This is a genomic window from Micromonospora sp. Llam0 (assembly GCF_003751085.1).
Classification (GTDB): domain Bacteria; phylum Actinomycetota; class Actinomycetes; order Mycobacteriales; family Micromonosporaceae; genus Micromonospora_E.
In genome coordinates, this window is the sequence record NZ_RJJY01000001.1 from 4,353,498 (window position 1) to 4,375,000 (window position 21,503).

Annotated in this window: 22 protein-coding genes; 14 read left to right on the top strand and 8 right to left on the bottom strand. The window is 69.9% G+C overall.

The genetic code is table 11. From position 1 onward, the window contains the following. The first annotated feature begins 342 nt into the window (after window positions 1-342). From EDC02_RS19035 to EDC02_RS19055, 5 genes are all read left to right on the top strand, one after another. The gene (locus tag EDC02_RS19035; protein ID WP_255500450.1) at window positions 343-1,497 is read left to right on the top strand and encodes a hypothetical protein; all 1,155 of its coding nucleotides are present in this window, start codon (window positions 343-345) and stop codon (window positions 1,495-1,497) included. After that, on the top strand, window positions 1,487-2,278 hold the full coding sequence (locus EDC02_RS19040; RefSeq protein ID WP_158632229.1) for an ACP S-malonyltransferase: 792 nt from the start codon (window positions 1,487-1,489) through the stop codon (window positions 2,276-2,278). Before EDC02_RS19035 ends, EDC02_RS19040 begins: the two co-directional genes overlap by 11 nt. An 11-nt stretch (window positions 2,279-2,289) precedes the next feature. Continuing rightward, window positions 2,290-5,901, top strand: coding sequence for a type I polyketide synthase (locus tag EDC02_RS19045; protein WP_158632230.1), 3,612 nt, complete (start codon window positions 2,290-2,292; stop codon window positions 5,899-5,901). A 25-nt stretch (window positions 5,902-5,926) separates the two neighbouring features. After that, window positions 5,927-7,297, top strand: a complete 1,371-nt coding sequence (locus EDC02_RS19050; RefSeq protein ID WP_123603135.1) for an MATE family efflux transporter — start codon at window positions 5,927-5,929, stop codon at window positions 7,295-7,297. Between the two features lie 344 nt (window positions 7,298-7,641). Continuing rightward, entirely contained in the window at window positions 7,642-9,054 is a 1,413-nt protein-coding gene (locus EDC02_RS19055) for a condensation domain-containing protein (protein ID WP_123603136.1), read from the top strand. A 135-nt stretch (window positions 9,055-9,189) separates the two neighbouring features. Here EDC02_RS19055 and EDC02_RS19060 read toward each other — a convergent pair whose 3' ends face one another. Continuing rightward, window positions 9,190-9,840: a TetR/AcrR family transcriptional regulator gene (locus EDC02_RS19060; RefSeq protein ID WP_123604937.1), complete on the bottom strand. Its 651-nt coding sequence runs from the start codon at window positions 9,838-9,840 to the stop codon at window positions 9,190-9,192. A gap of 167 nt (window positions 9,841-10,007) precedes the next feature. On the opposite strand from EDC02_RS19060, the gene EDC02_RS19065 reads away from it, so the two are divergent. Continuing rightward, window positions 10,008-11,039, top strand: coding sequence for a medium chain dehydrogenase/reductase family protein (locus tag EDC02_RS19065; RefSeq protein ID WP_123603137.1), 1,032 nt, complete (start codon window positions 10,008-10,010; stop codon window positions 11,037-11,039). A 34-nt stretch (window positions 11,040-11,073) separates the two neighbouring features. Here the strand turns inward: EDC02_RS19065 and EDC02_RS19070 are convergent, their stop codons facing one another. Together EDC02_RS19070 and EDC02_RS19075 are read right to left on the bottom strand one after the other, a co-directional pair. Further along, window positions 11,074-11,838 carry a hypothetical protein gene (locus tag EDC02_RS19070; RefSeq protein WP_123603138.1) on the bottom strand — a complete coding sequence of 255 codons (765 nt, stop codon included), beginning with the start codon at window positions 11,836-11,838 and terminating at the stop codon, window positions 11,074-11,076. A gap of 76 nt (window positions 11,839-11,914) precedes the next feature. Beyond that, window positions 11,915-12,835 (bottom strand): DMT family transporter, encoded by a 921-nt coding sequence (locus EDC02_RS19075; RefSeq protein WP_123603139.1) that lies wholly within the window; start codon window positions 12,833-12,835, stop codon window positions 11,915-11,917. On the opposite strand from EDC02_RS19075, the gene EDC02_RS19080 reads away from it, so the two are divergent. Then, window positions 12,834-14,234: a PLP-dependent aminotransferase family protein gene (locus EDC02_RS19080; RefSeq protein WP_123603140.1), complete on the top strand. Its 1,401-nt coding sequence runs from the start codon at window positions 12,834-12,836 to the stop codon at window positions 14,232-14,234. The genes EDC02_RS19075 and EDC02_RS19080 overlap by 2 nt on opposite strands. Window positions 14,235-14,493: 259 nt before the next feature. On the opposite strand, the gene EDC02_RS19085 is transcribed toward EDC02_RS19080, so the two are convergent. Then, the gene (locus EDC02_RS19085; protein ID WP_370461468.1) at window positions 14,494-14,613 is read right to left on the bottom strand and encodes a DUF397 domain-containing protein; all 120 of its coding nucleotides are present in this window, start codon (window positions 14,611-14,613) and stop codon (window positions 14,494-14,496) included. Window positions 14,614-14,782: 169 nt separating this feature from the next. Between EDC02_RS19085 and EDC02_RS39615 the strand changes: the two genes are divergently transcribed. After that, complete coding sequence (locus EDC02_RS39615; protein ID WP_148083518.1) at window positions 14,783-15,091, top strand: hypothetical protein; 309 nt, start codon at window positions 14,783-14,785, stop codon at window positions 15,089-15,091. Window positions 15,092-15,133: 42 nt separating this feature from the next. On the opposite strand, the gene EDC02_RS19090 is transcribed toward EDC02_RS39615, so the two are convergent. Further along, window positions 15,134-15,436, bottom strand: a complete 303-nt coding sequence (locus EDC02_RS19090; RefSeq protein ID WP_233606009.1) for a transcriptional regulator — start codon at window positions 15,434-15,436, stop codon at window positions 15,134-15,136. Between the two features lie 34 nt (window positions 15,437-15,470). Then, a complete protein-coding gene (locus EDC02_RS19095) occupies window positions 15,471-15,941 on the bottom strand; it encodes a hypothetical protein (protein ID WP_123603142.1) in 471 nt (156 codons plus the stop codon). Between the two features lie 96 nt (window positions 15,942-16,037). On the opposite strand from EDC02_RS19095, the gene EDC02_RS19100 reads away from it, so the two are divergent. Both EDC02_RS19100 and EDC02_RS19105 read left to right on the top strand, forming a co-directional pair. Next, window positions 16,038-16,307, top strand: a complete 270-nt coding sequence (locus tag EDC02_RS19100) for a hypothetical protein (RefSeq protein ID WP_123603143.1) — start codon at window positions 16,038-16,040, stop codon at window positions 16,305-16,307. Window positions 16,308-16,418: 111 nt separating this feature from the next. Then, complete coding sequence (locus EDC02_RS19105; protein ID WP_123603144.1) at window positions 16,419-16,631, top strand: hypothetical protein; 213 nt, start codon at window positions 16,419-16,421, stop codon at window positions 16,629-16,631. A gap of 72 nt (window positions 16,632-16,703) precedes the next feature. Here EDC02_RS19105 and EDC02_RS19110 read toward each other — a convergent pair whose 3' ends face one another. Beyond that, a complete protein-coding gene (locus EDC02_RS19110) occupies window positions 16,704-17,348 on the bottom strand; it encodes a maleylpyruvate isomerase family mycothiol-dependent enzyme (protein WP_123603145.1) in 645 nt (214 codons plus the stop codon). Window positions 17,349-17,474: 126 nt separating this feature from the next. Between EDC02_RS19110 and EDC02_RS19115 the strand changes: the two genes are divergently transcribed. After that, the gene (locus tag EDC02_RS19115; RefSeq protein ID WP_123603146.1) at window positions 17,475-18,599 is read left to right on the top strand and encodes a sigma-70 family RNA polymerase sigma factor; all 1,125 of its coding nucleotides are present in this window, start codon (window positions 17,475-17,477) and stop codon (window positions 18,597-18,599) included. 2 nt (window positions 18,600-18,601) lie between these two features. Here EDC02_RS19115 and EDC02_RS19120 read toward each other — a convergent pair whose 3' ends face one another. Beyond that, window positions 18,602-19,183 carry a helix-turn-helix domain-containing protein gene (locus EDC02_RS19120; RefSeq protein ID WP_123604939.1) on the bottom strand — a complete coding sequence of 194 codons (582 nt, stop codon included), beginning with the start codon at window positions 19,181-19,183 and terminating at the stop codon, window positions 18,602-18,604. Window positions 19,184-19,264: 81 nt separating this feature from the next. On the opposite strand from EDC02_RS19120, the gene EDC02_RS19125 reads away from it, so the two are divergent. From EDC02_RS19125 to EDC02_RS19135, 3 genes are read left to right on the top strand one after another with little or no spacing between them, the layout of a single operon-like run. After that, window positions 19,265-20,302, top strand: coding sequence for an alpha/beta fold hydrolase (locus EDC02_RS19125; RefSeq protein ID WP_123603147.1), 1,038 nt, complete (start codon window positions 19,265-19,267; stop codon window positions 20,300-20,302). Beyond that, window positions 20,299-20,940, top strand: coding sequence for a cyclopropane-fatty-acyl-phospholipid synthase family protein (locus EDC02_RS19130; protein WP_123603148.1), 642 nt, complete (start codon window positions 20,299-20,301; stop codon window positions 20,938-20,940). The genes EDC02_RS19125 and EDC02_RS19130 overlap by 4 nt, the downstream gene beginning before the upstream one ends. Continuing rightward, a complete protein-coding gene (locus EDC02_RS19135; RefSeq protein WP_123603149.1) occupies window positions 20,940-21,458 on the top strand; it encodes a DinB family protein in 519 nt (172 codons plus the stop codon). Before EDC02_RS19130 ends, EDC02_RS19135 begins: the two co-directional genes overlap by 1 nt. Window positions 21,459-21,503 lie beyond the last annotated feature (45 nt).

Consider the following 21,503-nt stretch of genomic DNA (forward strand, 5'->3'; position numbering starts at 1 on the left):
GCCGATGCGTCACCAGGGTGGCACCCGGCAACCACCTAGGGCAGGGCACCATCCACCGTCGCCAATTTTTTACAGACTCGAAACAAAGAAACATCGAGCCCACCACGAATCGTCCGAGTTGCCGGACAATGCGGCGAAAAGCACGGTGGACAACATCGACATCAACGGACAGCAACCACCATCACGGACAGCATCTTTGCATCGAGTCACATCGTTGAGTATTGCCGAGAACACAGAGCGCTGCTAACCTGACTCCTGAGCCAGGCAAGTGGTAGGCAGAAACGAGTAACACCTCGCAGATACTTTGACTCGAACACTGCAGACCGACAGCAAAGGTTGGCTGTGCGAACGCTACTACTCTTCAATGGCCTGGGGGGTACACACGAAGACCTCCTTTCGGCCCTTCGCAAAATGTACGCAAGCCAGGAGAATGCATCCTTCTTTCATGTCGTCCTCGAGACCTTGGACGAAGTAGCCGACTACCTGGATTCGACGTCGGCTAGTCGATTCAGCCTACGAACGACACTGGAGCATAGCTCGCAGGGGCTAGGCGAAGTACCGATGGACTCGTTCGCCGCAGGGCTGTGCGTGTACACCTATCAGGCGTGTTGCCTACAACCTGCCAGGCGGCATGACGACGGGTCCGTCGGCGCTTTGGGCCACAGCATCGGTTTGCTCGCGGCTCTCATCGCGGGCCTGCGACTGCGGCGGATGGACGATTTCATCGACACGGTTGCCGCCTTTCTGCGGTTGTTGGCGGTCAGCCTCGCTCGCGGCCAACAGCTCGCCATCACGGCAGGCCCGGAGCAGAGCACGGTCGAGCGCTACCGAGCGAAGGTCCGCCGAGGCGCGGACCCCGGCCCCATGGCGTCGCTTTCCGGACCATCCCGTCACGAGATCGCCGACGCCATCGCCGAGTTCAACCATAACGGCGGATCCCTTTCGGTGAGCTTGGCCAACTCGCCCAGCTCACACGTGCTGAGCGGGCCGACCATCGAACTCCTGAATTTCTATTTCTCGCACGTGACGGCGTTCGAGCGGGTCGGTGCCACCTGGATGTTCCTCAGCAACACCATTCCTTTCCACAGCCGGCACATGGCGCCGGCCACGGACCGGATCGACCTTGACCGCCGATTCATCGGCCGATTACCGGACGGTGCGCAGCTCAGAATGCCGGTGTACGCCACCGATGCCCCCCGGGACCTGCAGCACTCGACTGACTTAATCGACGAGTTCCTCCAGCAGGTCCTCCTCCGACCGATCGAGTGGGGCGAGGTGGCGTCGCACGCGATCGCCGACGCGTCAGTCGACCAGATCGTGGACTACGGGCCTGGGGCGGCAGCCCGGAGATTTACCAGGGAATGCTTGGGAACCGCCGCCCGACGCGTGCGATTCACACCGTTTCGACCATCCGTCGCGTCCCCGGCACCAGGAGGCCAGCATGCGATGTCTACTCTTTCCCGGCCAGGGCGTCCAACGCAGAGGAATGGGGGCTGATCTGTTCACCCAGTTCCCGGAGGTCACCACCCTTGCGGACGGTGTCCTCGGCTACTCGATCGAGGAGCTATGCACTAGGGATCCGGATCGAAGACTACGGGACACCCGTTATGCCCAGCCGGCCGTCTTCGTCGTCAACGCCCTCATGGCCATGCGCCAAGTCGCCGACGATCCGCACGGCTACCAGTTCTTCGCCGGCCACAGCCTGGGCGAATACAATGCACTCGTCGCTACGGGCGTACTCGACTTCCCGACGGCACTGCGGATCGTTAAACAGCGGGGCGAACTGATGGCCGGCATCACCGGTGGCGGAATGTCGGCGATCCAGGGCGTGCCGGCGGCCTTCGTCCGACGTGCCCTGGCGGAGACCGGCCTCGCTGGCGTGCACATCGCGAACTACAACGCCGACACGCAGACGACGATCGCTGGCGAACGGACTGAGGTGGCCGTGGCTGCGAAGGCGATCGGCGCGCTTCCCGGCGCCCGCGTCGTCCCGATCAACGTCAGTGGACCGTTCCACACTCCGCTGATGGCCTCGGTAGAGCCAGCGTTGCGGGTCATCCTGGCGAATTGCGTCTTCGGCACCGCGACCGGCACGGTCGTCTCGAGCGTCAACGGCGAAGTTTTCGATCCGGAAGCAGGTGTCGATCTGCTGGCCGGCCAGGTCTGCGCACCCGTGCAATGGGTACGGGCGGTCACCACTCTGCGGGCATTGGGAGTCACCCACTTCGACGAAGTCAACGGCAGCACCATGAGCGCGCTGGTGAGCAGGATTCATTGAAGGGATTACGGATGAGCATCGCCATCGTTGGCGCCTCAGTGAGACTACCCGGGGTCGAGGATCTGGACGATCTCTGGCGCGTCGTCAGCACCGGCACGAGCCTCACCCGGCCCTTTCCGCAGCACCGCCGGGACACCCTCAACGAGTACATCCACTACCTGCGGGCAACGACCGTCGAACCGGTCGACGACGACAGCCTCGACTTCCACAACGGCTGCTATCTCGACTCGGTCGACACGTTCGACTACGCGGCGTTCGGGATGACGCCCCGACAGGCCGCACTGACCGACCCGCACCACCGCATGGTTCTGCGCGCCATGTTCCTCGCGCTGGAGGACGCCGGGTACTCGGCGGACCGGCTCCGCGGCAGCCGTACCGGGGTCTTCGTCGGCTTCGCGACGAACCCGGGCTCGACCTACATGGACTACATCTCCCGGGTGGAGCCCTCCCTGAGTCAGCAGGCGATCACCGGCAACATCCCAGCGATGCTCGCCAACCGGCTGTCACACCTGCTCGACCTACGCGGTCCGAGTCTCGTCGTCGACGCCGCCTGCTCGGCAACCTTGGTCGCGGTGCACCAGGCGAAGAACGCCCTGTTGGCCGGCGACTGCGACATGGCGGTGGTCGGCGGCGCGCGGATCGTCTTCGCCCCGGTCAAGCACCCGCACTCGGCGATCGGCATCGAATCCTCCGATGGCGTGACCCGCACCTTCGACGAGGCCGCCGACGGCACCGGCTTCGGGGAGGGATCCGGGGCGGTCGTGCTCAAACGGACCGACCGGGCGCTGGCCGACGGCGACGAGATCTACGCCATCATCAAGGGCAGTGCCGTCAACCACGACGGCCACACCGACGGCATCACCAGCCCGAGCGCCCATTCACAGGCCGATCTGCTGCTCGCCGCCTGGGAGAACGCCGGGATCGATCCGCGCACGCTCGGCTACTTCGAGGCGCACGGCACCGCCACCCGAGTGGGCGACCCGATCGAGCACGAGGGCATGAAGTTGGCCTTCGCCCAACACACGACAGACAAGAACTTCTGTGCCGTCGGCACGGTCAAAGCCAACGTCGGGCACCTGTTCGAGGGCTCCGGAGTGATCGGCCTGCTCAAAGCGGTGGCCGTACTACGGCACCGTCAGCTCCCGCCGCAGGCCAACTTCGTCAACCCCAATCCGCAGCTCGACTTCGCCTCCGGCCCGTTGTTCGTCCCGACCAGCCTGCAGCCGTGGGAAACCGACGGCGCGCCACGTCGCTGTGGGGTCAGCGCGTTCGGCCTCGGCGGCACCAACGCCCACGTGGTGGTCGAAGAACACATCGCGCCGGCGCCGCAAACCGGCTCAGCCGGCGACCACCCGACTGGTGAGCACCTGTTCACTCTCAGCGCGGCCACCATCCGATCACTGGCCGGGTTGTTGCGCGGCTACCTGCGGTTGATCGACGAGGGCGGGCTGGCTGGCGTCGACATCGCCGACGTCTGCCACACGACGCGGCTGTCGCGGTCGGCACACCGGTACCGAATCGCGCTGGCCGTCACCGGCGTCGACGATCTCCGTGACGGCATCGAACGGATCCTCGCCGACGACCGACCGCAGATCACCGGCGCGCTCGCCGACACCGCGCAGGCGTATCTGCGGGGTGAGTCGGTCGACTGGCGGACGCTGGCGGCGGGTCGTGCGCACCGCATCGTCCGGTTGCCCCACTACGTCTTCGACGAGACGACCGCCTGGCTGGACTTTCCGCAGGACTGGCGCCAGACCATGTCCCTGGAGCGGGCCACCACGCGGCATCCGGTCACCCACGACGTGCGGCTGCGACCGGTGCCGATGCCGGAGGCGGCCCCCACCGACGCCGGCACGGTCCTCGCCCTGGCCGACCCGTCGACCGACGCCGAGGCGCTGCTGGCTCCCGCGTTGTCCGACGGCAGCCGGATCGTCCGGCTCGGCGAACCGGTCGGCCCGGACGGTCCGACGTTCGACGCCGACAGCCCTGCCTCGTACGAGCACCTCGTGCGGTTGGCCGACGAACACGGGGTCACGCATCTCGTCTACGCCCTGGCCTTCGAGTCGACGCCGGCGGATGACATCGAAGAGGTGGAACGTCGGTCGGCGAAGAACCTGCGCGGACTGTTCCACCTGTCGAAGGCGTTGATGGCGGCCGGAGCCAAACTCGACCTGATCGTGCTCACCCGGACCGCCATCAGCGCGGACGAGGGTGACGTCACGGCGGTCACCGACAACGCGGCGCTGGTCGGCTTCGGCAAGGTGCTCGTCCGCGAATACCCGTACATCCAGGTCAAGCACGTCGACGTCGATATGTCCGTACCGGTGAGCGCGGTCCGCGCCGAGATCTTCGGCGACGGATACGGATTGTCGGTGCTGCGCGGCGAGCGGCGGTTGCGGGAGGTCTTCGTCGAGGTCCCCGACATTGAGCTCACCCCCGGGGATCCCGGCCCCCGGCCCTACCTCAGGTCCGGCGGCACGTACCTGATCACCGGCGGCACCGGCGCCCTCGGCCTCGCGGTCGCCCGCGACTTCGCCACCGCGCAGCCGGACATCACGGTCGTGCTGCTCAGCCGGTCCGGACTACCGCCGCGCGAGCAGTGGGACGAGCTGTTGACGTCGGCGGCCGATCGCGCCGTGACGACCCGGATCCAGACGGTACGCGACATCGAGTCACTGGGTGCGAGGGTGCTCGCGATGGCGGTCGACGCAGGGGACAGCAAGGCGCTCGCCGAGGCGGTGACGCAGCTGCGCGCCGGCCACGGCCGGATCGACGGCATCGTGCACGCGGCCGGGCTCCCCGGTGGCAGCACCGTCATGTTCCGCCAGCTGGACGAGTTCGACGCCGTCGTGCGGGCGAAACTGCACTCCGCCTTCGTGCTGGAGGAGTCGACCCGGACCGACCCGCCGGACTTCATCGCCCACTTCTCGTCGGTCGCGTCGGTGTTTCCCGCGCCGGGACAGGCCGACTACGCGGCGGCCAACTACTACCTCGACAACCTGGCCCGGTCGCGGGCGGGTGGCCGGTGCCACGTGCTCGCGCTGGACTGGGTGGCCTGGAAAGAGATCGGCATGGCCGTGGACTTCGGCACCAACGGCGACACGATGTTCAAGGCGCTGCCGACCGCCGTCGGGCTGGCCGTACTCGACGCGGGTCTGCGCTCGGACCGGTCCCGGCTGTTCGCCGGCGAACTCAACTACGGTGGCGAGCTCATCCACCTGCTGCGCTCGTACGACGTCGCGCCCTCCGACGACATCGAGGCGACCGTGCAGCAGCAGATGCACGTGCTGGAGGAGCGGCTCACGAAGGCCACCGACAAGATCCGTACGACGATCGAAGCGGTGACGGTGCAGCTCGACGGCCGGCCCGACGGGGCCTACTCCGACGTCGAGTTGTCCGTGGCGAGGTGCCTGGCGCTCGCGTTCGGCTACGACCGGCTCGACGTACAGGCCGACTTCTTCGACCTGGGCGGCGACTCGCTGATGGCGACGGCGGTGGCCAACCACATCGCGGTCTACCACGGTGTGTCCTACGACGTCGCGGACCTGCTCGCCGACCGGACCACCGCCGAGATCGCCTACCACATCGAGGACCTGCGGGACCTCGCGGCGAGTTCCATGTGATCGCGACCCGGGAGCTGAGGACGCCATGACCGACATGACCCGCGGGCCGGCCCTACGGCAGATCGTCGGTTTCGCCCTGCCACTGACCGCGGCAAGTCTGTTCATGCAGACCTATCTGCTGGTCGACGGCATCGTTGTCGGCCGCTACGTCGGCGTCGACGGGCTCGCTGCGGTCGGGGCGAGTGGCCCACTGTTCTACCTGTTGAACGCGATGTTCATCGGACTCGGCACCGCGTTCACCATCCGGCTGGCGCATTTGCGCGGCGGCCGGCAGGACGAGCAACGACGCAACGTAGTGATGGCGCTGGCCACAGTGACCGTCGGCTGGACGATCGGATCCATCGTCCTGGTCACCGTGCTGGCCAGGCCGGTCCTGGCGTTGATGGGGATCACCGGGGCGCTGGCCGAGCAGTGTGCCCACTTCATCGGGATGCTCTCGATCGGGTTCCCCGGCATCTTCGGCTCGGCGGCGGTCAGCGCCTACCTGCGTGGTCTGGGCAACTCCCGGGCGGCAATGTGGGTGCAGGCGGTCGGCAACGTGATCAACATCGGGTTGGCCTGGCTGTTCGTCGGCGGGATGGGGCTCGGTGTCGGTGGCGCCGCGCTGGCGACGGCGGTCTCCGCCACCGTCGCGGCGGTGGTCGGCGTCGTCGCCTCGGGCCGGCTCTACCCGCTGCCGGCGGGCCGGCCCACCCCGGACGCCGTACGACGGGAGCTCCTCGACGCCACCCGACTCGGCTTTCCGCTGGCGACGCAGCACATCATCCTGGCCCTCGGCATCATGGTGCTGGTCTGGATCATCGAACGGTACGGCGAGGCGGTGATGGCCGGCTTCACCATCGTCTCGCGGATCGAAGCGTTCACCGCGATCCTGTTCCTGTCGTTCTCCGGTGCGATGACCACGTTCGCGGCGCAGAACCTCGGCGCGGGCGACACCGATCGGGCGCGACGGGCACTGCTGCAGACGCTCGGGCTCACCGTCGGTCTGACCGCACTGTTCTCCGCCGTGGTCCTGGCCGCGCACCGGCCGATCGTCGCCGTCTTCACCGACGACCCGGCCGCCCGCGAGATCGCCGGACGGTATCTGCTGATCATCTATCCGTTCTTCTCGCTGTACACCGTGATGGTGGTGCTGCACGGCTACCTCAACGGCGCCCGCCGGACCACGGTGCCACTGATCTGCACGATTCTCGCTTTCGGTCTGGTGCAGTTGCCCTTCGCGTACCTGCTCAGTCGACCGTTCGGCGTCCAGGCCGTGATGTGGGCCGTGGTGGTGAGCTGGACCACCGGGCTGACGTACTCGTTGTTCTGCCTGCGACACGTCCTGCTGCCACCACGTCGCACCCCGGCCGGTGACACCATGCCCACCCCCGTCGAGGCACGAGGATCATCTTGACATCTCCCCTGCTGAAGCAGGGAGATTTAACCCTCACGGGTTGAGTTTTCTGCTTCGCCGACCACAGCCGACCCGAATCAACGGCAAGGGACGGGGTACCGCCCATCGGTCTTACACAGTCTCCACAGACGTCACTTCCCACCAGCCCGGCGGTAGGCCCGACCGGCTTGGTCGTCACCGGAAGGGCAACACCACGTTAGCACACCTGTCCGTATGCCGGTGTCCCGGTGCGCGAGTAGTGGACGTCGATCCGCCTCGGCGGCGAATCGACTTTCCCTGTCCTGCTCCGCAGGAGTCCGTTTCCTCCCCGGCCGGAAGGCCGGAGTATCCACGGAAGGCATCTGATGACCACTGCTTACACGACCGACGTCGAATTCCACAGCGGACGAACCCGTACGTCCCCGCTGACCTGGGGTCAGGAAATGATCTGGGACCTGATCCGCGATCGCGACGACACCCGGACGTACGCCGTGCTCACCCGGTGGATGCCGATCCCGCTGCTGTTGAGCGTCGGCGACGTGCTGGAAAGCCTCGGCGAGTTGCTCCGCCGTAACGAAGCGCTGCGGACGATGTACCATCCGACGGCCAACGGCGACGCCATGCAGGAAATTCTTGGCTCAGGGGCGCTGCCGGTCGAGATGGTCGACCGGCCGGTCGACGACCCGACGGATTACACCACCATCATCACCGACTGGCTGGTACACGCCGCCGAGGCCGGCTTCGACCACGAGAAGGAACTGCCGATCCGCTTCTCGGTCATCCTGCAGGACGGGATCCCGATCCTGCTGGCCTTCGCCGTCTCACACCTGTCGGCCGACTTCACCAGCGCCGAGCTGCTGGTCGCCGAGCTCGGCGCGATGCTGCAGGCCCGCGCGGACGGCCGACCGTGGCCACCGCCCCGGCAGGCCCGACAGCCCGCCGACCTGGCGGCGCTGGAGGGTCGGCCGGAGGGACAGCTGCGCAACGTCGAGGCGGCACGATTCATCCGGCAGCAACTCGGCCGCGCCCACCCGGAGATGCTGCCGGCTCGCGCCGTACCGGCCTCTCCCCGGTTCTTTCGCGGGCAGTTGGAGTCGTCCGCCGTCGCCGTCGCCGTCGGTCCGGCCGCCCGCCGCTATCGGACGAGCACCTCGGTACTGCTGCTGACGATCACCAGCGCGCTGATCCGCTGCGTGACCCGCGCGCGGGCCTATCCGATCGATCTGATGCTGAGCAATCGCGCCGATCCGGCGCTGGCCGGCACGGTGTGCAATCTGAGCCAGGGAATCCTGACCGCCATCGACCTGACCCCGGACTCGTTCGCCGGGCTCGTCGCGCACTGCGGAGCGGTCACGGCGGAGGCGCGGAAGTACGGGTGGCACCGCAAGCGAGTCGTCCAGGGGATCCTCGACACCGCCGGAGCCGACCGGGGCTGCCAGTTCAACGACATCTGGTCACAATTACCGGGCCGGCCGAGCCGGCCGTCCGCAACCGTGGCCGAAGTGCGGGCGATGACCGAATCCAGCTCGTTCTCCTGGCCGGAGCGGGTACCGGAGAAGAACAAGGACGTGTTCATGGGTGTCCGGGGCACCGCCGAACGGATGCACCTCTCGCTGTTCGCCGACACCGTGCTGCTGCCGCCCGGCGACATCCGGGCATTCCTCGACACGTTCGAACGGACCGCCATCGAGCTGGCCTTCGCCGACGTAACGCTGGATCAGATCGACGGCTGGTTCGCCGAGGCCAGTGCCCGGTACGCGCACCTCAACGACGGCTGACCCCCGGTAGCGCTCGGCAAGGCCGTCGGATCGGGTCAGCCGAACCAGGGACCGCTCACAAACGCCTCGGCACCGGTGGGCAGTAATCGTCCACCTGTTACAGCGCGGACTCTGATCGCCGCCGGTGCTGCCTCGTCAACCGGCGAGCAGCCCGTCCACCTCGGCGGCGAACAGCTGGGCGGGGTCGAAGCCCATCCCGCCGAAGTGGCCGGCGAGTTCCAGCGAGAGCACCCCGTGTAGCCGGGTCCAGAACGCCAATGCGCGCCGCATCGCGGCTGGTGGAGCCGGATGCTCGCCGGCCCACTGCCGATGGTCGGCGAGGTGGGCGTCCAGCGGGGTCGCCGTACCGTCCGACGGGAGCGCGGAGCTGGCATCGAGCAGGACCGCCATGATCTCGGCGGCGATCCCGGTGATGTCGTCGGGCGCGTGGTACCCCGGCACCGGGGTGCCGTATATCAGCAGGTAGCGGTGCGGGTCGACGAGCGCCCAGTCGCGCAGGGTGTGTGCCAGGGCGGCCAGGTCGGCGCCGGCGTCGGCCGCCGCGCGGGCCGTGTCGGCGAAGCTGCGGTACGCGTCGCGGATCAGCTCGGTGATCAGGTCGTCCCGGTTGGCGAAGTACCGGTAGAGCGCCGGGCCGCTCATGCCCATCTGTCTGGCGATGGCGTTGAGCGAAAGTGCGGACGCCCCGGCGGTGGCGATCTGCTGCCAGGCGTGCTCCTTGATTTCGGTACGCACCTGGGCGCGGTAGCGCTCACGCGGGGTCGTCGGGCCAGCTGTCGGGGTCATCACCGCCACCTTCCCGGCCGGACGCGAGGACGTCAAGTCCCAGTTACATAGTCTAACTCTAGCGATTGACATGCACGATGCCGACTGTTAGAACTTATAACAGACGCGAGAACAGCTCGCGGTCGCTCTGTCGTCGCACAACAAAGTCGCACCACCAGGAGGTCGTCATGAATGCTGCCGAATTCGTCGAGGTCGTCCTGCCGGGCACGGTCGAGCCGGACGGCCTGGAGATCCGTCCCGGCGCGATCCCCACCCCCGGCACCGGTCAGGTCGTCGTCCAGATGGAGGCGACCGGGGTCTCCTTCGCCGAGCAGCAGATGCGCCGGGGCCGGTACTTCGACCAGCCGCCGTTCCCGTTCGTCCCCGGCTACGACCTGGTCGGCACGGTCCACACGGTCGGGTCCGGCGTCGAACAATCGCTGACCGGGACCCGGGTCGCCGCCCTGGTCAAGACCGGCGGCTGGGCCAGCCACGTCGTCGTCGACCGGGCCGACCTGGTGCCGGTGCCCGACGGGATCAGCGCGACCGAAGCGGAGACCGTCGTCCTCAACGGGATCACCGCCTGGCAGATGCTGCACCGCAAGGCACGGATCCGGGCCGGACAGACCGTCCTGGTGCACGGCGCCAACGGCGGGGTCGGCTCGATCCTGGTGCAGCTCGCCGCCGGCGCCGGCGCGACGGTGATCGGCACCGCGTCCGCCCGCCACCACGACGCCCTGCGCCAGCGCGGTGTCATCCCGATCGACTACCGCACCCCGGACCTGGTCGCCCGGGTCCGCGAGTTCGCTCCCAACGGCGTGGACGCCGTCTTCGACCATGTCGGCGGGTCGGGCATCGTCGGATCGTGGAGTCTGGTCGCCCCCGGCGGCACCCTCGTGGCGTACGGCAGCGCGTCGACCCGCGACGACACCGGCAACAAACAGTGGCCGGTGCTGAAGCTGCTCGGCCGGGTGTGGTTGTGGAACGCGCTGCCGAACCGCCGCCACGCCTACTTCTACAACATCTGGGCCGGCCGGGCACTGGCCAAGGAGCGGTTCCGGACCCGGCTGCGGGCCGACCTGACCCAGGTCCTCGTCGCGCTGCGGCGCGGCGACGTCACCGCCCAGATCGCCGCCGAGCTGCCGCTCACCCGCGTCGCCGAGGCGATGCGGCTGGCCGAGTCCGGCACCATCGCCGGCAAGGTCGTCCTGACCCCCTGACCGTCCACCCGTGCGGGGGTGGGCCGTACCGCCGCTAGCCGCCGGGTCGAGGCACCCACCAGTCGCCGAGCACACCGTGCAGCACCATGGTCAACAGGCCGATCCCGAGGGCCGCGAGCAACCCAAACGCGAAGCCGAGAACGCCGGTGTACCGACGCCGGTCGACGCCGGGCAGCGCCGCCCCGCCGGACCACGGACGCTCCAGACCCAGCCACCACAGCAGACCGAGCCCGAACGGGGCCAGGAAGACCAGCCAGAACCAGTACCACCGGGTGCCCAGCGCCGGAGCCGGCCCACCGACCAGCACCGCCAGGAAGGTCACGAGCAGCACGAAACCGATCTGGGTACCGACCCGCATGGCGGACTGCACGCCGCCGACCCGCTCTTCCAGGCCGGCGGCGCGCAGGTCCCGGGCCAGGGCGGCCGCGCCCGGTCCTGCGTAGCTGCCACCGCCGTCGGCGGTGGCAGCGGTCACCTCACCGAAGGTCGCGGTGTTGGTCCAGCGCACCCGGCCGTCGGCGGTACGCCACCCGAACAGCGGGCCGAGCTGACCGGACGAGCGCAGTTCGGCGACGTCGAACCATCCGCGTCGACTTTGGTCCCAGCTGTCGCCCCACTGGTACGCCACCACCCGACCCGCCGCAACGTCCGCCCTTGCCTGGTCGTAGTCGTGTTGCCGGGGTGCCGTCCACCAGGCGGTCGCCGCCGCGACCAGCCACAGCAGGACGATCACCAGTCGCAGCACCGTCCACCACGCAACGGCACGCACGATCGCCAACCCGCGTGAACCGTCGCCCATGGACGCATTGTCGCAACACCTGACCAGCAGCAGCCGACCTCGTCGAGGGCCGAGACGCAGGCGTTGGATGCCGGCTTCAGCCGACGCGGCCCCGCTGGTACTGGGTCAGTACCACGCAGGCCAGCACGCCCAGCGCGGTCATGATCGAGGTGGAGCCGACCGTCTCGCCGAGCAGCGCGGCGGACCAGACCAGGGTGAGCACCGGCTGCGCCAGTTGCACCTGACCGACCCGGGCGACGCCGCCCCGGGCCAGCCCGGCGTACCAGGCGAAGAAGCCCAGGAACATGGAGACGACGGTGAGGTAGCCGAACGCCGACCAGGTGAGCACGTCGGCGCGCGGGGGCCGGACGACGCAGACCGCCAGCGTCACGGCCACCGTGGCGGGCAACGACAGCAGCAGCGCCCAGCAGATCGTCCGGGCACCACCGAGCTCGCGGGCGAGCGCGCCGCCCTCGGCGTACCCGAGACCACACAGGACGACCGCGACGAGCAGGAACAGGTCGGCGGCGGTCAGCGCGCCGCGTACCGCGCCGCCGGCGGCGGCGAGGAAACCGAGCACCGCGACCAGCCCGCCGCCGGCGGCGGCCCAGAACAGCGGAGGCGGGCGCTCCCCCGCCCGTACCACCGCGAACACGGCGGTGACCGCCGGCAGTACGGCGATGACGACCGCGCCGTGCGCCGACGGCTGGGTGGTCAGCGCCAGCGAGGTGAACAGCGGGAACCCGACGACGACGCCGAGGGCGACGACCGACAGCCGCCGCCACTGGCCGCGGGTGGGTCGCGGTGCGCGGGTCAATCCGAGGTACGCCCAGGCGAGCAGCGCCGCGCCGACGGCTCGGCCGAAGGCGACGAACCACGGGTCGAGTTGTTGCACGGCGACCCTGGTAGCGGGTAGCGACATGCTGAACGCGAGCACCCCCAGCGCGCCGAGGGCGAGCCCGGTGAGCCGGTCCGCTGTTACCGGCCGGACCACAGTAACGCTACTCTTAGCCTTCATGAATGACGGTAACGCAGCCGATCGCGTTATCCAAGATCTGCTCCGGATGGTCGCTGCGGCGGCCCCCGGGACGCGGCTGCCCTCGGTACGCGAGCTGACCGCCCGGCACGGCGCCTCACCGGTGACCGTCGCCGAGGCGGTCCGGCGGCTGGTGGCCCGTGGGCTGGTCGAGGCGCGCCCCGGCCGAGGCACCTTCGTCGCCGCCCGCAACGACGACCGGCACTCACTGGAGGCGGCACCCGACCTGTCCTGGCAGACGGTGGCGCTGGGTGCCCGCCGGCCGGGTGAGGACGAGATGCAGGCGCTGCTGGCGCCGCCGAGGCCGGGTGCGATCGCGCTGACCGGCGGCTACCTGGACGGGCAGTTGCAGCCAGTGGCGGCGCTCGGCGCGGCACTCGCCCGGGCCGCCCGCCAACCCGCCGCCTGGCAACGCGGCCCGGTCGAGGGGCGGGAGGACCTGCGCGCCTGGTTCGCCCGGGCGGCTGGCGCCCGGCTACGCACCGACGACATGATCATCTGTTCGGGTGGGCAGGCCGCGCTCTCCACCGCGTTGCGGGCGCTCGCCACACCCGGTGACACGCTGCTCGTCGAATCCCCGACCTACCTGGGAGCGTTGGCCGCCGCCCGCGCGAACGGGCTGCGGGTCGTGCCGGTGCCGGCCGACCCCGATGGCGTACGCCCGGATCAACTCGCCGCCGCGTTCGCCCGGACCGGCGCGCGGCTGTTCTACTGCCAGCCGCTGCACGCCAACCCGACCGGAGCGACCCTGGCTGCGCACCGCCGGGCGGCGGTCATGGCGGCGGTACGCGACGCCGCAGCGTTCCTGATCGAGGACGACTACGCCCGCGACCTCACCATCGACGGCGAAGCCCCACCGCCGCTGGCCGCCGACGACGCCGACGGGCACGTGGTCTACCTGTGCTCGCTGACCAAGTCGGCCGCGCCCGGCCTGCGGGTGGCGGCGCTCGGCGCGCGCGGCCCAGCCGGCGCCCGGCTGCGGGCCGCCCGACTGCTCGACGACCTCTTCGTCGCCGGCCCGTTGCAGCAGGCCACGATCGAGTTGCTGACCGCCCCGGCCTGGCCACGGCACCTGCGCGCGCTGCGTACCGCTCTTCGGGCGAGGCGGGACGCGCTGCTGGCCGCGCTGCGCCGGCGCCTGCCCGAGCTCGTTCCGACCACAGTGCCCGGTGGCGGGCTGCACCTGTGGGTGACACTGCCCGACGGCACCGACGATGTCGCACTGGCTGCCGCAGCCGCAGCCGAGGGCGTGGTCGTCTTCCCCGGCCGTCCCTGGTACGCGGCCGAACCACCGGCACCGCACCTGCGTTTGACCTACGCCGCCGCCCCGCCCGAGCAAATGGACGAGGCCGTCCGCCGCCTCGCCACGACAGCGAGGTAGTCAGCCGACGGCCCCGGCACCGCGTCCGACACGGAGCCCCTGCGATGGCGAGCGACAAGTAAAGCGCACAGCGTTACCCTGCCGGATCGGGGTTACCGGTTGAGTCTGATGCCGCAGGTGCATCAGGATGCACCTGCGGCATCAGGCCGACGGAAGCACATTGGGGGCGCGCGAACCGCGGCCCGGGGCGCAGGGCGGTTCGCTCAGCAACGAGCCCCGCACCGCATCCGGTACGGGGCCGTCGCCGTGCTGGTCAGGGTCAGCGGGCCTTCGTCAGCTCGACGAATGCCGACCACGCCGCCGAACCGAACGTCAACGTCCCACCGTCGCGGTCCTTCGTGTCCCGGACCAGGACCCGCCCGGAAAGGTTGTCCGCCATCCCGACGCAGGTAGACCCACCGTTGCCGGATCGGCTGGGCGTCCGCCAGCTCAGCTCCATGATTCCGCCAACATGCCCGACATCGTCAACGCGGTCTGCGCCACCGCCGCGCACACCGGCATCGAGCTGGTCCGGCCTCGGCATCCGGATCGGCCGCCGAGCGGGCGCGGTGACCGCCCTGACGCGGTCACGTTCGGTGGGATGCCCTGGCGAGGACGGCGCGTGCTATCTCGTTGTCACGGTAGTGGAGTTCAGATGCGGCGCGTGTGACGGCCGTTCGTTCCGCGTGGACGCGAACGATGAGGAAGCGATGCAGCGTTGCCGGTGCGGCATGTTGCCGCTGATGATCGACAGACGTGGTGTCCGCCCGGTGCTGTTGCTGGATGTCGACGGCACGCTCCGTCGTGTCTGCCCGGCCGGCGCGAGCCGTGCAGGCCGCGATTCCTGGGCAGGCCTCGATCGCGGTCTCGATCCGTGAACCGACGGGCCGCCCCGCTCTCGGCGTCGGCACCACACGACACTACCGGGAGCCGTGCGCGAGCGATGCGATCTCCGTCAGCGCATCGACATGTGCGGCGAAGGCCCGCCGTCCGGTAGGCGTAAGCTGCGCCCACGTCCGCCGTCGACCGTTGAGCGTAGCCCTGCGCAGCCTGAGGTAACCTGCATCCTCCAACTGCTTGATGTGTTTGGACAGTGCCGAGTCGCTGATCCCGAGCGCCTCTCGCAGCACCTGGAACTCGGCCTCGTCCAGAGGGGTCAGCAGGGAACAGATGTGCAGGCGGTGGGGTGCGTGAATGACCGGATCGAGGCGGGGCACGGTCACCACGGCGTCTCTGCGGACGCGGGGGTGCAGGCGCTCATGACGGTCGTCCCGTGAGCCTTCGTCGAGTCGAGTGGCGCAGAAGCTCGAGCACCGTGAAGAGCACCAGACCCGCGACCGCCCCGGATGCCGACGGGATCCACCACTGCCGGGACGCGTCGAACGCCTGAGCTGCGAACAATCCGAATCCGAGCATCACCAGCGGCATGGCCACGACGATGGCGAGGGCTTCGGCAGTGCCGTGCACGGCTCTCACCCGCGCCACGACGTGGTGCCGCCACGCGCCGAGGGCCAGGAGCCCGGCGATGAGAAGGGTAGCGACGCTCCATGTAGCGAGTGGGCCGTCGTAGATGGTGGCGACAGCCAGTGCGGCGAACCACAATGACACGGCTGCGGCAAACCATCGCGAATACAGGCCCTTGCTCAGCCCGAACTGTTTCATCCGCTCGATCGATGTCAAGGCCCTCGTCGCCTCATCCGGCGTGGGGTCGTCGGGGAAGATGACCATAGGTTCCTCTCTTTCCAGTACGGAAAGAGTAGCGGTGACTTTCCACCTTGGCAAGTCACGGCTGGAGCACGGAGACACGTTCAGTGATCAGGAACGATGGAATCGGCGGAACCTTGCCTCGCCCGGTACACATCGATCGGCACGCCGCCCGACGGGGCACGGTACAACGTCGACCCGACGCCGAACCGGCCGACGCCGACCGTTCCTCCGGGCCATGGCCATCCTCGACCGCTGGGACCCCCGTCCAGCGCCCGACAGATCCGCGCCGTACTGCAACTGTCCGGCCTGTGGCCCGCCGGCTACGTCCATGAGGCCGACGACGGCGACGGCTCCACCCGACCGGTCCGGGCACCCGACGGTGCCTGAACCGGAGCCGGAGCCGCTGGTCCGCGCCGGCGACCGGGTGACCCTGGCGCCGACCGACCACCGGGGTGGGCGGCGGTCGCTCACCATCGACGTGTCCGAGGTCAGCCCGACATGCCCTGGTGCGACTGGATCCTCATCGTCGGCGCCGAAGCCAGCCACCGCCCTGACCGGGACGGCATGCTGGTCAGCGCCCGCGCGTTCAAGGAGGCGCTACGCCGCCCCGGCGTCGTCACCAGAGGCCAACCGCCGGGCCCGTACCCCGGGTTGGTGGAGCTGGCCCGCCGTAACCGCGAGCAGTACCCGCACCGCTGGACGCGGACCTGAATCTCCCCGGGGCGCGGACCTGAACCCGGATCGGTCCGCGTTCCGGGGCCCGACGCCCCGGGGCCTACCAGGTCAGCGCCGGTTCGCCGACCGGTCGGTGAACCGGTCGGCGGCGGCGCCGACCAGCCGGCCCGGCGGGAGGCGACGGCCGGACAGCACCAGTAGCAGGTCCTGCGCCGCCCCACGGACCGGCGTTCCGGCGCCGTGCCGCCAGTCGAGATCGGTGGCCTGCAACTGGACGCCGGTCAGGTCGGTGCCGAAGTAGGCGATGTTGCGGGGCCGCAGCCCGACCAGCACCGGGGACAGCCGGTCGAGCGGCACCCGCCAGCCGAGCCCGAGGCCGACGGTGATGTCCAGACCGTGGATGACCTCGTGGGCGAGCGCCCCGGCCGGGCCGCCACCGGGCGGTGTCCACGGGTGGGTGACGTTGTCCCGTAACGCGGCCAGCAACTGCTCGTGCGACATGGCGGCGGCGTCGCGTCGGGCGCTGCGGTCGGCCATCCGGTCGAACCGGCCACCGGCGCGGACCAGTTCCAGCATCATCCGGCCCGGTGAGGTACGGAACGCCATGGTGATGTGGGCGACCACCTCACGTACCCGCCAGCCGGCGCACAGCGTCGGGCCGTCCCACTGCCCCGGGTCGAGTTCGGCGAGCAGCGCCACCAGGTCGCGGCGGTGCGCGACGACCGCTGCCCGTACCTCGTCGGTGTAGTCCATGATTCGTCCCCTCCGTGACCGACGCGACGATCGCGCCCTCCGAGAGGGTGTACGGCGTGGGCCGGCGGAACTCATCGGTCGTCGCCGGATCTTCCCGACCGAGCGGCGGCCCGTATCGTCGGGCGGGTGGCACCGACCTCGACCAGCGACGTGGAACGGCTGGAGCCGTTCCGTGTCGAGTTGACCGGCTACTGCTACCGGATGCTCGGCTCCGGTTTCGAGGCCGAGGACGCGGTCCAGGAAACGATGGTCCGCGCCTGGCGTTCGTTCGACCGGTACGACGGGCGGCGCGCCTCGCTGCGTACCTGGCTCTACTCGATCGCGACCAACGTCTGTGTCGACATGCTGCGAAGCGCGCAGCGGCGGGCGTTGACCATGGACCTCGACCCGGCGGCGCAGGCCGACGGTGGCCTCGGCCCACCGGCGCCGGAGCGGGCCTGGGTGCTGCCGGTCCCGGACGACCTGGTCGTGCCGGTCGACGCGTCCCCGGAGAGCGTGGTGCTGCAGCGTGAGTCGCTGCGGCTGGCGTTCGTCGCCGCGCTGCAGCACCTGCCGCCCCGGCAGCGGGCGGTGCTGATCCTGCGCGATGTGCTCTGCTGGCGGGCCGACGAGGTCGCGCATCTGCTGGACAGCAGCGTCGCGTCGGTGACCAGCGCGCTGCAACGGGCGCGGGCGACGCTGCGCGCCGCCGCCCCCGACCCGGGGGAACCGCTGCGACCGTCCGACAGCCGGCAACGCGACCTGCTCACCCGCTACTGCGCTGCGTTCGAGCAGCATGACGTCTCGACCCTCGTCGCGCTGCTGCGCGAGGACGCCACGATGACCATGCCGCCGTTCCGGTGGTCGCTGCGGGGTCGCGAGCACATCCGGACCGCGTTGCTCGACCCACGGTCGGGCTGTGCCGGCGCGCGGCTGCTGCCGACCGCCGCGAACGGCTCACCGGCGTTCTGGCAGACCCGACCTGGCCCGGCCGGGCACGTACCGTTCGCCCTGGTCCTGCTCGACGTGGCGGACGGCCAGGTCGCCGGCATCACCACGTACCTCGACGCCGATCGGCTGTTGACGTTGTTCACGCCGAACGATGACGATTGGGACGAAACGGAGTACCTGTCCCGGGGTGCCAACGGTCGTGAGCTACGCCGCCGGATCGCAGAGATGGAAGCGGGCGTGAGCGTCCCGCGCGAGTTGGCCGAACCCGACGATGAGACCGGTGCCGCTGGGCGGCACCCGGTGTGCCTTCGATGGCGCTGATGTCAGTTGGTCGGCACCGGCGACAGGTGGGCGCGCTCGCCCTGCGCGCCGAAGAGTGTGAGCGTCTCTGCCGGGTGGGCGTCGTCGCTGCCGATCCAGTGCGGCGTACGGGTGTCGAACTCGGCGGCCTCGCCGGGGCCGAGCTGGAACTCCTGGTCGCCGAGGACGAACCGGATCCGCCCGTTGAGCACGTAGAACCATTCGTACCCGTCGTGGGTCTGCAGTTTCGTCGTGGGTGACCTGCCGGCCGGCGGGTAGATCACCTTGTATGCCTGGACGCCGCCGGCACGGCGGGTCAGCGGCACGATCGTCAGCCCGGAGCGGCGGATGGGCCGCAGGTGGATCCGCGGGTCGCCGGTGGGTGGGGCCGCGACCAGGTCGTCGAGCGGTACGCCGTGTGCCCGCGCCAACGGCAGCAACTGCTCCAACGTCGGGCGGAGCTTGCCGTTCTCCAGGCGGGACAGCGTGCTCGTGGTCAGACTGGTCTCGGCGGCCAGGCCGGCCAGGGTGACGCCACGTGCCCGGCGCAGGGCGCGCAGCCGTGGGCCGACTCCGGCGAGGACGTCCGCTGCGGTGACACTCATGGCACCCATGATGCGGATCGGCAACTTTTCTTGCAACATCGTCGCGGCGATCCGGATGCTGGCGGCGGAGGTAACGACACGATGATCACCACGACAGCACCATCGACGACCGCCGTACGGTGGTCACGCCGCCTGGCCGCGCTGGCGGCCGCGCTCGTCCTGACCGCCGGCTGCACGACGGCGGCCGATTCGACGGCGGCCGACGCCGGGGCCGTCGACGCGGCCACCCGCGACGACGCCGAGTTCAACCGGCTGTTCCGGCACGAGAGCGCCGACGTCGACGGCGTACGGATGCACTACGTCACCGGCGGGACCGGCGAGCCGCTGGTGCTGCTGCACGGCTGGCCGCAGTCCTGGTACCAGTGGCGCCCGGTCATGCCGGCGCTCGCCGAGCGGTTCACGGTGTACGCGCTCGACCTGCCAGGGCTGGGCGACAGCGAGGGCGCGCCGCCGAGCTACGACAAGGCCACCCTGGCCCGGTACGTCCACACGCTGCTCGCCGACGAGCTGGGGCTGCGCCGGGTCAACCTGGTCGGGCACGATCTGGGGGCCGGGGTCGGTTTCCAGTACGCCGCGCAGTTCCCCGACGAGGTGGTCAGGTACGCCCACCTGGACTACCCGCTGCCCGGCCCGGCGCTCGACGCCGCCACCTACCGGACGTTGAGCTGGCATCTCGCCTTCCACGACCTGGACACGTTCCCGGAGACGATCGTCGCCGACGACGTCCGCGACTACCTCGACCTGTTCTTCGGCTATGTCGCCTACGGCGGGACGAGCTTCGGTGGGCCCGGCGCGGAGTCTCCGTACACCGACGAGCAGATCGACGAGTTCGCCCGCACCTACGGTCGCCCGCAGGTGCTGACCGGCGGATTCGAGCTGTACCGGACCCTGGAACAGGACGAACGGGACAACACGGCGGCGGCGCCGGTCACGGTACCGACGATGGTGATGACCGCCGAAGGGCTGCTGGAGTTCACCCGGTCGACGGTGGAGCCCCGGCTGACCCGGATCACCCACGCGGTCGAGGTGCCGGCCGCCGGCCACTGGCTGCCGCAGGAGAACCCGGACTTCGTCACCACCGAACTGCTGACCTTTTTCACGCGAGGAGAAGACCAGTGACCACGCAGTCGGACACCGACCCAGCGTCGTTCTGGGACAAGCTCTACCGGGGTCGGCGGGCTTCGGGCGGGCGGGCCAACCCGCTGCTCGTCGAAACAGTCGAAGCGCTGGACCTGGGCACCGCCCTCGACCTGGGCTGCGGCGCCGGCGGGGACACCATCTGGCTCGCCGCCCGTGGCTGGCGGGTCACCGCCGTGGACATCTCCGGTACGGCGGTGGAACGCGTCGTGGCGGCCGCCGATGAACGCGGGGTCGGCGACCGGGTCACCGGTGAACGGCACGATCTGGCGCACAGCTTCCCGGCCGGGACGTTCGACCTGGTCAACGCGCAGTACTTCCACACGCCGTTCGCGCTGGACCGGGGCGCGGTGCTGCGTACCGCCGCACAGGCCCTGCGGCCCGGCGGCCGGCTGCTGATCGTCGACCACGGCTCTACCGCGCCCTGGTCGTGGAATCAGGACCCAGACGCCCACTTCCCCACGCCGGACGAAGTGGCCGACGGCCTCGATCTGGATCCGCAGCAGTGGCGGGTGCTGCGTGCGGCGATGCCGCAGCGGCGGGCCACCGGGCCGGGCGGTCAGACCGCGACGGTGACCGACAACGTGTTGCTCGTCCAACGCCACGAAGGGACCGACTGATGCCAGCAACGGAGCGGCCGACGTCACCGAGGCCACGGCGCAGGCGCAAGGACACCGGGCCGGCCTGGACCTCGCCCGGCGAGAAGGCCACCCTGGTGGGCTTCCTCGACTACCTGCGGGACTCGATCGCGGGCAAGGTCGCCGATGTGCCGGAGCCGCAGGTCCGTACGGCCGGGGTGCCGTCCGGCACCAGCCTGTTGGGGCTGATCAGGCACCTGGGTCACGTCGAACGGTTCTACTTCCTCGGTGAGCCGATCGTCGACCTGCGCCGCACCCTGCGACCCGACCCGCAGGAGACGGTCGACGGGCTGCTCGCCGACTACCGCGAGACGATCGCACGGGCGAATGAGGTCGTCGACGGCTGGACCGACTTGGCCGGTCCCGCGCCCCGGCCACCGGGGCGCGGCCTGCCGCCGACCCAGCGGTGGGTGCTGGTGCACATGATCGAGGAGACCGCGCGGCACGCCGGCCACGCGGACATCCTGCGGGAACAGATCGACGGCTCCACCGGCCGCTGACCCACCGCAGATGCACCGGATCGGTCCGATTTGCCCGCCGCCGCG